The organism is Tsukamurella asaccharolytica (assembly GCF_007858435.1).
GTDB lineage: Bacteria > Actinomycetota > Actinomycetes > Mycobacteriales > Mycobacteriaceae > Tsukamurella > Tsukamurella asaccharolytica.
In genome coordinates, this window is sequence record NZ_VIGW01000003.1 from 169,555 (window position 1) to 182,331 (window position 12,777).

Genomic DNA, 12,777 nt, shown 5'->3' on the forward strand with positions numbered 1-12,777 from the left:
CGCAGGTTGCGATCGCAACGTCGATCGAAATACGGGCGTGAGAACGGAACGCAGCCCGGAGGTAACTAAATGCTCGGTTGTGCGTCGCGCCATCGCGCGAGCGTGGCCTCGACGTCGCCGGCGAGATCCGAGAGATGGTCGGCCAGGTAGAAGTGGTGGCCGGTGAAGCCCCGGAGACCGAAATCGGCGGTAGTGCGCTCGGCCCACGGAACCATCCGCTCGGAGGTGGCGATGACGTCCTCCGAGCCCGCGTAGGCACGGATCGGGCAGGCCAGCGCCGCCGATGCGCCTGGCCGGTAGCGCGTGATCGCCCGGAAACCCCGCAGTGTCGGCAGGATGCGGGCGGAGAACTCCTCGTGGGCCAGCAGCGCGGGGTCGATCCCGGTCATCGTGGCGGCGGCCGCGATCAGACCCTCGTCAGAATCCTCGACGTCGTCGAAGCCGCTGTGGCCGGGTGCAGCGCAAGCCGACACGAACAGTCCGTCGATCGGACTGCCCGCCGCCGCGAATCGACGGGCCATCTCGAAGCCGACGAGAGCGCCCATGCTGTGCCCGAAGAAGGCAACGCGGGTGTCACCCAGAGTTTCCGGCGAGACCTTGCGCCACAGTTCGTCCGCGAGCGCTTCGATGCCGTCCAGCGTCGCGATGTCGTGCGTGCCGGATCGTCCGGGATACGGAACCGCGATCCTGCGCACCGCCGGGGTGAACTCCCGGGCGAACGGGGCGTAGTACGTGGGGGCGCCCCCAGCGTGTGGGAACAGCAGTAAAGTCGTCGTGCTCACGGCCGCCACCCTAACGCCGTTACGATTCCGGTATGACCAAGGTGATCTTCGACTGCGACACCGGGGTGGACGACTCTCTGGCGCTGCTCTACCTCCTGAGCAAGCCGGAGGTGGATCTCCTCGGCATCGTCTCGACGGCCGGCAACGTGCCGGGTCCTCAGGTGGTGGAGAACAATCTCGGCTGGCTGGAGTTACTGGGCCGCACTGACATCGAGGTCTTCCGCGGCTCCGACGCTCCGCTGTCGACCCCGCTGATGACCACCGAGGAGACGCACGGACCGCTCGGCGTCGGATACGCCGACCTGCCGACGCCGGACCGCGGACCGTCGGAGATCACGGGCCCACAGGCGTGGTCCGACCTGACGCGCGCCCACCCGGGCGAGGTCGTCGCCCTCGTGACCGGGCCGTGCACCAACCTCGCGCTGGCTCTGCGCGACGATCCGGGGATCCTCGCCCGGCTGCGCCGCCTGGTGATCATGGGCGGCACCTTCTGGCACCCCGGCAACACCACGCCCACCTCGGAATGGAACGTCGCGGTGGACCCGGAGTCGCTCTGGGAGGTGCTGCGCGCATACGGCGAGCTCGACGGCACCGGCACCCCGTTGCCCATCCTGTGCCCGCTCGATCTCACCGAGACGATCGAGCTCACGCCCGATCACCTGCTGCGGCTCGCCGACGCCGCAGGCAGCACCCCGGCCGAGTGCCTCGATCCCGAGGACGCCGACGGAACGCGCTCGTCCGCGAGTAATCCCGTGATCCGCGCCGCCTCCGACGCCGTGCGGTTCTACTTCGAGTTCCACCGCGACCAGGACCTCGGCTACATCGCGCACATGCACGATCCCTTCGCCGCCGCGGTCGCCCTGGACCCTACGATAGTGGAGACGAGGGCCTACCCCGTGGACGTGGAACTGACCGGATCGCTCACTCGCGGAACAACGATCGCCGACGTGCACGGCAGCTGGAATCGCCCGGACACCGCACAGGTCGCCGTCGCCACCGACCAGGTGGCCTTCTTCGACGACCTGCTCGACTCCATCGCAGGCCTGGCCCGTGCCCGCGGCTGAGGGCCAGATCGCGGCGTTCCTCGACGTCGCCGCGGAGACCCTGGACACGGTCGAGAGCGTGCTCGGCGACCTGGACGACACGACGGTCAACACCGCGCCGCCGGTCCCGGGAGTGAACACGGTGTTCGCACTCGTCACCCATGTCGGCGGCGCGCTGGGCTACTGGGGAGGCTCGCTGCTCGCCGGGGAGGACATCCCCCGCGATCGGTCCGCGGAGTTCCGCGCGGCAGGCACCGTCGACGAAGCGCGGGCTGTCGTCGCCCGACTGCGCACCGACCTGCCGCGCTGGGCGGCGATAGCCGCCACCGGGATCCGGAACCCCGACGCCACCGGCACCACGCGGCGCGACGCCGCCGCGGCTACGCCGGAGTGGGTGCTCACCCACATGCTGCGCGAGCTCACCCAGCACACCGGACACATGGAGATCTGTCGCGACGTCGTCGCGCGCCGCGCAGACAGCACGCCATGCTGATTCCGAAGGCCGTCGCCGAGGGCGTCCGCGAGGGCCGGATCACCACGCAGTACCGCCGGTGGGACACCCCGCGCGTGAAGGTGGGCGGCACCCAGCTCACGCCGGCCGGAGTGCTGCGTTTCACCCGTGTGACCCGCGTGGCTTCCGTGGAGAAGATCAGCGATCGCGCCGCCCGCGCCGCTGGGGTCAGGGACGCCGCAGCGCTGCGCACCTTGCTCACGCCCCGCGACCCGGACGCGCCCCGGCGGGAACGGTCCGCGCGCGGCGGCGAGCACATCTACCGAATCCACCTCGAATGGGCCGGCGAGGACCCGCGTCTCGCGCTGCGCGAGGAGATCCCGGAGGCGGCCGAGCTCGCGGCCATCGGGCAGCGCCTCGCGCGGCTCGACGCCCGCGAAGACGGCCCGTGGACCCGCGACATCCTCGCCTGGATCCGCGACCACCCACACGTCGTCTCCAAGGAGCTCGCGGCCGAACGCGGCGTCGAGTTGCTGCCGATGAAGTCCGACATCCGCAAGCTCAAGGGCATGGGGCTGACCATCAGCCATGAGGTCGGCTACGAGCTCTCGCCCCGCGGCGCCGCGTACCTGGCCTGGGCGGAAGCTCAGTGACCCGGGTGCGCGCACCGCGGTCTTACGCCGGTTGGCCCTCGGAGGCCTCCTGCGCAGCGTCCTCAGCCGTGCTCTTCGCCCATCGGTAGTCGGCCTTGCCGGCCGGAGTGCGCTTGACCTGGTCCACGAAGATGATTGTGCGCGGCACCTTGTATCCGGCGAGCTCGCCGCGGGCGAAGGTCTGCACCTCTTCGATCGACGGCGTCTCCTTGCCCTCCGCGATGGAGATGACCGCGGCCACGCGCTGCCCGTAGCGGGCGTCCGGAACCGGGACCACGAGGGCGTCCGAGATCGCCGGGTGCCCGTGCAGGGTGGCCTCGACCTCCTCGGCGTAGACCTTTTCGCCGCCTGTGTTGATGCACTGGCTGCCACGGCCCAGGAAGACGATGCCGCCGTCCTCCGCGGGGTACCCCATGTCGCCGAGCACCGAGATCCGCCGACCATCGGGCAGCGTCGGGAACGTGCGCGCGGACTTCTCGGGATCGTTGTAGTACCCGAGCGGGACGTTGCCGACGCGCGCGATGTAGCCGACCTGGCCCGTCTCGGTGATCTGCTCGAAGGACTCGTCGACCACCATCATCTTGTCGGTGGGCGGTGCATGCAGGTTGCCGTTCTCATCGAGCGTCATCACGCCGTCGTTGCCGGACTCCGAGGCGCCGAAGTTGTCCCGCAGGATCAGCTCGGGCTTGATCGCGGCCATCCGGTCCCGCACGTGCTTGGACCAGATGGCGCCGCCCGAGGTGATCGAGAACAGCGACGAGAAGTCCGCCGTGTCCTTCTGCTTCTCCATCTCCTCGACGAGCGGGATGCCCATGGCGTCGCCCACGATGAGGATGGTCTGCGTCTGATCGCGCTTGATGTTCCGCACGATCTCCGCGGCCTTGAAGTCGCGTTCGAGGATGATCCGGGAGCCGAGCACGAAGAAGGTGAACAGCGAGTAGGCGGCGGCGCCGTGCATGAGCGGAGCGGCCACGAGGAACGCCAGGGGCGGGAACTGCTTCGCTCCCTCGCCGACCTCCTCGAGGTTCTGCCGAGGCTCACCGCCGTAGGGCACGCCGGCCGACAGCGGCTTGCGGAAGAAGTCGTCGTGCTGCCAGACCACGCCCTTCGGGTAGCCCGTGGTGCCGCCGGTGTAGATGATGTAGTGCTCCTCGCCGGTACGCGCCTCGAAGTCGCGCTCCCTCGACTGCTCGGCGGCGTCGGCGAAGGGCACGAGCGCGACGTCGTCGAGTGCGGCGACCGCAGCCTCGAGTGCCGGCTCGGTCTCGCCGATCACGAAGACGGTCCGCAGCTCGGGAAGCTTGTCCACCAGCGTCGCCAGCGTGCGCTGATGCTCCGGCAACTCGACGATGATCCCGCGCGCGTCGGAGTTGGTGAAGATGTACTCGAGCTCGGGCGCGGTATAGCGGTAATTGACGTTGACCGGGACCGCGCGGATCTTGATGAGGCCCAGGAGCGACTGCACGTGCTCCACGCTGTTCTTGAGGAACAGCGCGACGTGGTCGTACGCGCCGATCCCGTTCGCGGCGAACAGGTGCGCCACCTGGTTGGCCTGCCCGTCCATCTCCGCGTACGAGGTCTGATCGCCCTCGAAACTCAAGAGGATCCGTTCCGGGACCGCGTCGACGACCGCCTCGAAGACATCGGCGAGGTTGAACTTCATGCGCACTCCTGTTCCTGACCTGCGAAACCGTTCAGCTCGGCAGAACGTGTTCTAGTTGTAACAGGTTCTATTGCAGCGCGGAGCGGAATCGGGCATGAAAAGCCCGGAGATCCGACAGGGAGCGCACACACCCGCCGACGCACCCTCCGTCGAACCTAGGCCACCGCGGCGCGCGATCCGGCCGGAATACGTTCACGGCGCGGCGAACCCTCGTCAGAGGATCGTTCGCAGACCACAGTTGTCGGCCATGACCACCTCGCTGACGCCCCCGCACACCGACGCCGAGCTCGACGCGACCCTCGGCCCCGTCTACGCCCGGATCGCCGAGGGTGCCGTCGCACGCGAGCGCGACCGCGAGCTCGTGCACGAGCCCATCGCATGGCTCAAAGAGGCCGGCTTCACCTCACTGCGGGTGCCGAGCGAACTCGGGGGCGGTGGCGTGACACTGCGACAGTTCTTCCGCCAGCTCATCAACCTCGCCGCCGCAGACTCCAACATCCCCCAGGCGCTGCGCGTCCATGTCAATTTCGTCGAGGATCAGCGACTCGCGAACACCGCCGCGGGCGACGCGTGGCTCCGGGCGATCGTTGACGGCACCGTCGTCGGCAACGCGATCACCGAGCCCGGAGCGGGATCCGTGGGCGGCTACGCCACCACGCTGACGAAACAGGACGACGGAGGCTACCGGCTGACCGGCACCAAGTTCTACTCCACGGGCACCCTGTACGCCGATCAGATCCTGGTCGCCGCCGACCTCGACGGCGAGCGGGTCGGCGTCCTCGTCGACGCGAACGCCGACGGCGTCGAGCGGGTGGACGACTGGAACGGCTTCGGGCAGCGACTCACGGCGAGCGGCACCACCGTCTTCACCGACGTCGCCGTCCCCGCCGACCGCGTCCTCGGCGCCGGGTACGGCGCCCCGGGCGCGACCTACGCCACCTCGTACCTGCAGTTGGTACAGCTCGCGGGTCTCGCCGGGATCGCCCAGCGCGCCACCGACGACACCGTCGAGTGGGTGCGGGCCCGCACCCGAACCTTCTCCCACGCTGCGGCCGACCTGCAGCGCCACGACCCGCTGGTGCAGCAGGTGATCGGGCGGCTCTCCAGCGCGGCGTGGTCGGCGAGGCAGTCCGTCCTCGCCGTCGCCGACGTGCTCGACGGCGCCCTGGCGGACCGTCGCGTCCACGAGGACCTCGTGCCGGAGGCCGAGCTGGCCGCCGCGCACGCCCAGCTCGCGGTCATCGACACCGTCCTCAAGGCCACGACGGACCTGTTCGAGGTCGGCGGCGCGTCCATCGTCGACGCCGACCTGCGTCTCGACCGGCACTGGCGCAATGCCCGCACCCTCGCCGTGCACAACCCGGCCATCCAGAAGGCCCGCGCCGTCGGCGATCTCCTTCTCAACGGCGCCGACCTGCCCTACGCGTGGAACGCGGGCGCTCGCACCGCGACCACCGACACCACCGCGTCATAGCCCCCGAGTAGTCCGACCACCGAAAGGCACGACCATGACCAAGGCACGCATCGCCATCATCGGCGCCGGAGTGGTGGGAGCCACCGCCGCGCTCGTCCTCGCCCGTTCCGGGCACCCCGTCGACCTGTACAGCGATCGCACCGCTGAGCAGCTCCGCGACGAGGTCCCCGCCACCGGCACCGCCGTCCTCTTCGGTCACTCCCGGGACGTCGATCACACGCTCGTGGAGGAGCTCTACCCCGACGCCCCGCTGTCGACGGGCATGAACACCCGCCTCAACACCGGAGAACCCGGCGCACTCGAGCAGGTGCTCGCCTTCGACCCCGATTTCACGTACACCGCCGCAGGAATCGACGTGCGGCTGCGTGCGTACGACCGCATCCGCCTGTTCGAGGAGGCCGGCGGCACCTTCCACGTGGAGACCGTGACGCCCGAGGAGCTCGACGCCATCGCCGCCGCGCACGACCTGACGCTGGTCTCCACCGGCAAGGGCGGGCTGTCGGGGCTGTTCCCCGTCGACGAGGCGCGGACCGTCTACCGGTCCCCGCAGCGCCACCTCCTGGCAGCCGCGTTCACCGGTCTCGGCCACGGCGACGACGTCTTCCCCGCCCGCGGGCAGCGCGGAGGCGCGCACAACGTCTTCAACCTGCACACGGACCAGGGCGAGATCTGGATCGGCCCGTACTGGCACAAGGACGCCGGCGCTACGTGGAGCGTCCTCGGCTTCGCCAAGCCCGGCGGCGAGTGGGTGCAGCGCTTCGGCGAGGCGACCGATGCGCAGAGCGCGCTCGACGTGGTGGTGAGCGTCTACCGCGACTACTTCCCGGACGACCTTCCGGACATCGAGAAGCTCCGCGTCATCGCGGAAGACCCGCACTCGTGGCTCCGCGGCTCCGTCACCCCGACGGTGCGCCAGGGCGTGGGACAGACGCGCAGCGGCCGCCCCGTCCTCGCGCTCGGCGACACCGCCATCGCCTTCGACCCGATCGCCGGCCAGGGCGCGCAGACCGGTCTCATCCAGGTCGCGGCGCTGGTCAAGGCCATCGAGGCGCGGGGCTCGGACTTCACCGCCGAATGGATCACCGACCAGTTCGACCGGCACTGGGAGGAGCGGGGCCATGCGGCGGCGGAGGTCACCCGGCTGTTCCTCGGTGACCCGGACTACGCCTTCGCCGCCGGCCTGCTGTTCGCGGGCGCGGTCGCCGACGACGCCGTGGGCGCCGCGCTCTTCGGCCTGATCTCCGAGCCCGCGCCGATCCTCGACTTCCACACCGAGGCCGACGTCGAGCGGTTCATCGAGGAGGCCAAGACATCTGCGGGAGCGTTCGAACGGGTATAGCGTCGAAGGCGACATCCTGCGGACGACACCCGTCGCCGGGATCGGAGCCGGCGGCGCCGGTCTGCAGGGTGATCCGCGGCGCCACTCCGCGTGGAGCAACGAGGCGGCCGTGGCAGACTCTGGAAGGTGACGGTGCGCATCGGGCTGGTCGGGGCGGGGCCCTGGGCGCGGGAGACCCACGCCCCGGCGCTCGCCGCGCACCCGGGCATCGACTTCGTGGGCGGTTGGGCCCGCGACGCCGCGGCCGCCGCCGAGGTCTTCCCGCGGGCCTTCGACTCCCCCGCCGACTTGTTCGACGCGGTGGACGCCGTCGCCTTCGCCGTGCCGCCGGACGTGCAGGCCGAGCTCGCCGCGGAGGCGGCGCGCGCCGGCAAGCACCTCGTCCTCGATAAGCCCATCGCTCTCGACGTCGACGGGGCCGCCGCCCTCGCCGCGGCCGTCGACGCCGCGGGCGTCCGTTCGATCGTGGCCCTGACCCGTCGCTTCGCTCCCGAGACCCGGGACTTCCTCGCCCGCGCCGCCGGTCTCGGACCGGTCGCGGCCGAGGCGCAGTGGCTCTCCGGGGCCGCGCTCGCCGGGAAGTTCGCGGCGTCCACGTGGCGCCAGGAGCAGGGTGCGCTGTTCGACGTGGGGCCGCACGTCCTCGACCTCCTCTCTGCAATCGCCGGCCCGATCACCGCGGTCGACTCGTCCCGATACGACGCCGGCAGCGACACCTGGACCGCTCAGCTCTCCCACGGCGAGCGCGCGGCGTCCACGGTGTCGCTCTCGCTGCGCACGCCGGTCCGTCCGACCGTCATGCGGTTCTCCGCGCACTCCGCGCGGGGCCTGGCGGTACTCGAGAGCCGGGAGACGCCGTCGACGGAGTGCTTCCGGGTCATGCTCGACGAGTTCCTGGCGTCGATCGCCACGGGCACCGACCACTCGCTGGACGTGCGTCACGGGCTCGCGCTGCAGCGCGTGATCGCGCAGGTCTGGGCCGGCGGCGGCCCGACGGTGCCGTGAGCGGCGAGCAGTCGCCGCCCGGCGACGCGGCTCCCGGGCCGGAACTCGAGATCGCGGGCGCCTTCATCACCCGCTCGCTCGACGGCTTCTTCGTTCAGGACGAGGACGGCAGGCTGGTCGCGGTCAACGACGCCGCCTGCACGAGCACCGGATACACCCGCGCCGAGCTGCTGGGAATGTACGTCCTCGACTTCGTGGAGATCACCGCGCAGGAATTGGGACACCACTGGGACATCGCCCACGCCGGAACGATGCAGGTGACCCCCGCCATCCATCGCCGCAAGGACGGCAGCACCTTCCCCGTGGAAGCGCACCTGTTCTCCCACGAGGTCGACGGACGGCGCTACCTCGCGGGCCTCACGCGCGACATCTCCGAGCGGGTCGCCTCCGTGCGTGCGATGAGCGAAGCGCAGCGCCGCCTCGAGGAGCGCGCCGTGGAATCGGCCCACCACTCCGAACAGGTGGCGGGTCTTCTGCAGGCGGTCATCGACGCCGCCCCCGACCTCGTGTACATCAAGGATCGGCAGGGCCGCTACCAGTACATCAACTCGGCGGTCGCGGAACTGGCGGGTGTGCCGCAGTCGATCGCGATCGGCGCGGACGACACGGTCGTCTTCCCCGCCATTGCCGAGGTCCTGCGCGCCACGGACCGGGAGATCATGGAGACCGGCATCGGGTACGAGGTCGAGGAGTATCCGGAGGTCGACGGTGAAGTCCGGACCTATCTGTCGAACAAGGCACCCTACTGGGGGGCGAACGGCGAGGTCGTGGGGCTGATCGGCATCTCCCGCGATATCACGGCGGCACGGCGGGATCAGGCGCTGCTCCGGCACGCGGAGGCGCGGTGGCAGTACGCGATCGACGGGGCCGGCGACGGGATCTGGGACTGGGACATCACCACCGGCACGGTCTTCTACTCGCACCAGTGGAAGGCGATGCTCGGCTACGACGACGAGGACGTCGGAACGGCGGTTGTGGATTGGGCGGGGCGCGTCCACCCGGACGACTACCAGCACTGCTTGCGCGTCATCCAGGCCGTCGTCCGAGGGGAGGCGGCGGAGTTCTCGTTCGAGCACCGAATGCGTACCAAGAGTGGGGGCTGGCTGTGGATCCATGATCGCGGTCGCGTCATGGAGACCGGCCCCGAAGGGCGTCCGACCCGCCTCATCGGTACGCACACGGACATCACCGAACGGCGCCGCGCCGAGTCGGAGATCCAGGAGCTGAACCGTCGCCTGCGCTGGCGCGCCGATCACGACGACCTCACGGGGCTGCTCGGCCGTGCCGCCTTCATCGAGCGGGCCTCGGCCGTGGTCGAGCAGCGCCGCGCCGACGGTGAGGCCCTCGCCGTGCTGTGGATCGACCTCGACTCGTTCAAGCGGATCAACGACTCGCTCGGGCACAAGCTCGGAGATCAGGTGCTCCAGGTCGTCGCGCGACGGCTGCAATCGGCGAGCCTGCCCACCGACCTCGTGGCACGGCTCGGCGGAGACGAGTTCGTCGTCCTCTGCCCGCGCGTGGACGCCACGCGACGGACCTCGGACTGGGCCGAACGGGTCCGCAGCGCCATGGCGAAGCCCGTGGAGATCGACGGCTTGCAGCTGACCGTCACCTGTTCGATCGGGCTCGTCGAATCGGGCGTGGCGGACGACGGCATCACGCAGCTGCTGATCGACGGTGACCTGGCGTTGCTGCAGGCCAAGCGGGACGGGCGGAACCGGGTGGTGAAGCACTCCGCCGGCCTGCACGCGCCCCAGGAGGAGCGGGTGGCCCTGGCGACCCACATCAGGTCGATGATCGCCCGCGGCGAGGTGGTGGTCCGGTACCAGCCGGTCCTGGACCTCGCGACCGGCGCGATGGTGGGCGCCGAGGCGCTGGCCCGGATCCCGGGCCCCCGGGGCGACGAACTCACCCCGGCGGGCTTCCTCCCGCACCTGGAGGCGCTCGGCATGCTGCCCGACCTGGCGCGGATCGTGGTGAACCGGGTCTGTGCCGACTTCGCCACGGAGCCGGGTCTCGGCTGGGTGTCGGTGAACCTCGCCTCCGAGGATCTCGCCGACCCGCAGCTGCCGAACGCATCGAGAGCGCGATCACCCGGAGCGGGCTGGATCCGGCGCGCCTGATCCTCGAGATCAACGAGCGCGTCGTCCCCGAGCGGCACGTCCTGGCGGCCACCCACCGGCTCATCGAGCTCGGAACCCGGATCGCGCTGGACGACTTCGGCACCGGCTGGTCGAGCCTCGCGCAGCTGCGGGACCTGAACCTCGCGCTGGTGAAGATCGACCGATCCGTGGTGAAGGCGGCGGTCGGTCGAGACGACCCGCAGCTCGAGGCGATGCTCGACGCGGCGGTCGCGATGGCCCGGGCCCTCGATCTCGACGTCATCGCCGAGGGGATCGAGTGCGCGACCGAGTTGGCCGCCCTCGCCGCGGCCGGCGCCCACTACGGGCAGGGTTTCCTGTGGTCGCGCCCCGTAGGCGTCGATCGCCTGCTCCACTGGACGAAACCGGACGACGGGGACGCCTGACCGCCGCGGTCGACGGTCCGCGCTCTCCCGCCGACCGGCGCTACCCTGGGGGCATGACGCACCCCGGCGACGCCGCACAGCCTCCGAACACCGAGCCGGCCCCAACGGAGCCGGGCACCGCCTCGTCCGAACCGATCGAGGCGGAGATCGTCGACCTCCCGCCGAGCGGACCAGTGGCACCGTCGTACGAAGAGGTCACCGGCTACACGAGCGCCGGGGTCCCGACCTTCGACCATGTGCGGGAGAAGATCGAGCGCCGCACGACCACCGCGGTGGGCGCGGAGGAGCTCGCGCACGGCACCGCCGCCGGCCAGGACGCCGAACGCGCCTTCGCCGAGCGGGAGAAGGCCGCGAAGGCGAAGCTCGAGGAGATCCGCCGGTCGCTGGGTACACCCACTCCGCCCCCGGATGCGCCGGAGGCGTAGCGGAGCACCGTCAGGCCCGGCGTCCCCGTACGCGGAGGCGTCCGAGAGTGTCGTGGCTCACAGCGTAGAACGTCGGGAATCCGGCGCCTCTCCACAGGTTCGTCTTACCGAGGCCACCTATCGTGAGCGCGTGCGAGGACGGGAGTGCGGCCGGTGAACCCCCTGCGGAACCTGCAGCTCACAGCAGGTCCCGTACCTCTCCTGTTGCTCCTCGCGGGCGCCGCCGCGCTGGCAGGCCTGATCAGCGCTACCCGTCGCACGGGGTCCGCGCGCACCGTGCTCCTGTGCTTGGGCGCGGCGCTCGCCGCGAGCGCGCTCGTCGACTTCCTCGTCGAGGACGTGTGGAAGCCGTTCCCGGATCGGCTCGACCCGCTTGTGCTGCTGTGGATCGCCCTGGCAGTGCTGGCGTTACTCCTGGCCGGGGTGCGGGTGGCGCGGGCCCCGTCGTGGCGCTCCGCCGGCCTCAGCGGCGTCGCGGTGGGCGTCGTGCTGCTGATGGGCGCGGGCCAGGTGAACTCGCTGTACTCGGCGTACCCGTCGGTGGAGGACCTGCTGCCGGTGGACTACCCGGCGACGGTGCCGCGGCCGAACCCCGGGACGTCCGCCGAGCGCGGCGTCGTCGTGCGCGCGACGGTGCCGCCGGTCCGGTCCCGCTTCGCCGCCCGGCAGGCCCTGGTCTACCTCCCGCCGGCCTATCTGTCGGGTGCGCGCGAGCGGCTGCCGGTACTGATGCTGCTCCACGGCCAGCCCGGCTCGCCGCGCGACTGGTTCGCGGGCGGCAAGCTCGCCCGGACGATGGACGCCTACGCCCAGCGCAAGGGCGGCATCGCCCCCGTAGTGGTGGTGCCGGACACGACGGGCGGTCAGTTCGACAACCCGCTGTGCGCGGACACGCGGCGCGCCCGCGCCGCGACCTACCTGGCCGAGGACGTGCCCGCATGGGTGCGGCAGAACCTCGCCGTCGACGCCGCGCCGCAGGCGTGGGCGGTCGGCGGCTACTCGTACGGTGGTACCTGCGCGCTGCAGCTCGCCACCCGCTTCCCCGAGGTCTTCCGCACCTTCCTCGCCCTGTCGCCGGAGGCCGAGCCCGACCTCGGCGGCGGGCTCGAGAGCACGATCCGCGACGCCTTCGCGGGCGACCGCGCCGCCTACGCTCTCGCGGACCCGATGACGCAGCTCTCGCTGCACCGCTACCCCGACTCGGCCGGGGTGCTGGTCGCGGGCACCGACGACGCCGCCTCGACCGCGGCCGCACGGCGGGTCGCCGCGGCCGCGGGCCGGGCGGGCATGGAGGTGCGGACCCTGCCCCTGCGGGGCGGCCACAATTTCACGGTGTGGTCGGGCGGCCTCACGGCGGAGCTGGACTGGCTCGGCCGACGCCTGGGCCTACCGGGCTAGAGCCGCAGGACCTCCGG

Annotated in this window: 10 protein-coding genes and 1 pseudogene; 9 read left to right on the forward strand and 2 right to left on the reverse strand. The window is 71.1% G+C overall.

Annotated elements, in window-relative coordinates:
- Window positions 1-65: 65 nt before the first annotated feature.
- Complete coding sequence (locus FK529_RS07165) at window positions 66-782, reverse strand: thioesterase II family protein (RefSeq protein WP_146560300.1); 717 nt, start codon at window positions 780-782, stop codon at window positions 66-68.
- A 32-nt stretch (window positions 783-814) separates the two neighbouring features.
- Here FK529_RS07165 and FK529_RS07170 point away from each other — a divergent pair, with 32 nt between their 5' ends.
- From FK529_RS07170 to FK529_RS07180, 3 genes are read left to right on the forward strand one after another with little or no spacing between them, the layout of a single operon-like run.
- Complete coding sequence (locus tag FK529_RS07170; protein ID WP_146560301.1) at window positions 815-1,846, forward strand: nucleoside hydrolase; 1,032 nt, start codon at window positions 815-817, stop codon at window positions 1,844-1,846.
- Window positions 1,833-2,318, forward strand: a complete 486-nt coding sequence (locus FK529_RS07175) for a mycothiol transferase (protein WP_146560302.1) — start codon at window positions 1,833-1,835, stop codon at window positions 2,316-2,318. The genes FK529_RS07170 and FK529_RS07175 overlap by 14 nt, the downstream gene beginning before the upstream one ends.
- Window positions 2,312-2,929, forward strand: coding sequence for an ASCH domain-containing protein (locus tag FK529_RS07180; RefSeq protein WP_146560303.1), 618 nt, complete (start codon window positions 2,312-2,314; stop codon window positions 2,927-2,929). Before FK529_RS07175 ends, FK529_RS07180 begins: the two co-directional genes overlap by 7 nt.
- Before the next feature lie 22 nt (window positions 2,930-2,951).
- Here FK529_RS07180 and FK529_RS07185 read toward each other — a convergent pair whose 3' ends face one another.
- The gene (locus FK529_RS07185) at window positions 2,952-4,592 is read right to left on the reverse strand and encodes an AMP-binding protein (protein WP_146560304.1); all 1,641 of its coding nucleotides are present in this window, start codon (window positions 4,590-4,592) and stop codon (window positions 2,952-2,954) included.
- A gap of 247 nt (window positions 4,593-4,839) precedes the next feature.
- Between FK529_RS07185 and FK529_RS07190 the strand changes: the two genes are divergently transcribed.
- The 6 genes and pseudogenes from FK529_RS07190 to FK529_RS07220 all read left to right on the forward strand — a co-directional run bounded on the left by FK529_RS07190 (window position 4,840) and on the right by FK529_RS07220 (window position 12,760).
- Complete coding sequence (locus tag FK529_RS07190) at window positions 4,840-6,066, forward strand: acyl-CoA dehydrogenase family protein (protein ID WP_146560305.1); 1,227 nt, start codon at window positions 4,840-4,842, stop codon at window positions 6,064-6,066.
- Between the two features lie 34 nt (window positions 6,067-6,100).
- Window positions 6,101-7,405: a styrene monooxygenase/indole monooxygenase family protein gene (locus FK529_RS07195; protein WP_146560306.1), complete on the forward strand. Its 1,305-nt coding sequence runs from the start codon at window positions 6,101-6,103 to the stop codon at window positions 7,403-7,405.
- 126 nt (window positions 7,406-7,531) lie between these two features.
- Complete coding sequence (locus tag FK529_RS07200) at window positions 7,532-8,410, forward strand: Gfo/Idh/MocA family protein (protein WP_231702976.1); 879 nt, start codon at window positions 7,532-7,534, stop codon at window positions 8,408-8,410.
- Window positions 8,407-10,937 (forward strand): annotated as a pseudogene (locus tag FK529_RS07205) (sensor domain-containing protein). The gene FK529_RS07200 and the pseudogene FK529_RS07205 overlap by 4 nt, the downstream one beginning before the upstream one ends.
- Window positions 10,938-10,990: 53 nt before the next feature.
- Window positions 10,991-11,362, forward strand: a complete 372-nt coding sequence (locus FK529_RS07215) for a hypothetical protein (RefSeq protein WP_146560309.1) — start codon at window positions 10,991-10,993, stop codon at window positions 11,360-11,362.
- A gap of 153 nt (window positions 11,363-11,515) precedes the next feature.
- The gene (locus FK529_RS07220; protein ID WP_146560310.1) at window positions 11,516-12,760 is read left to right on the forward strand and encodes an alpha/beta hydrolase; all 1,245 of its coding nucleotides are present in this window, start codon (window positions 11,516-11,518) and stop codon (window positions 12,758-12,760) included.
- Window positions 12,761-12,777 lie beyond the last annotated feature (17 nt).

Coding starts and splice junctions, on each gene's coding strand:
- FK529_RS07170 (WP_146560301.1), top strand. CDS start 815: ATGACCAAGGTGATCTTCGACTGCGACACCGGGGTGGACGACTCTCTG.
- FK529_RS07180 (WP_146560303.1), top strand. CDS start 2,312: ATGCTGATTCCGAAGGCCGTCGCCGAGGGCGTCCGCGAGGGCCGGATC.
- FK529_RS07185 (WP_146560304.1), bottom strand. CDS start 4,592: ATGAAGTTCAACCTCGCCGATGTCTTCGAGGCGGTCGTCGACGCGGTC.
- FK529_RS07190 (WP_146560305.1), top strand. CDS start 4,840: ATGACCACCTCGCTGACGCCCCCGCACACCGACGCCGAGCTCGACGCG.
- FK529_RS07195 (WP_146560306.1), top strand. CDS start 6,101: ATGACCAAGGCACGCATCGCCATCATCGGCGCCGGAGTGGTGGGAGCC.
- FK529_RS07215 (WP_146560309.1), top strand. CDS start 10,991: ATGACGCACCCCGGCGACGCCGCACAGCCTCCGAACACCGAGCCGGCC.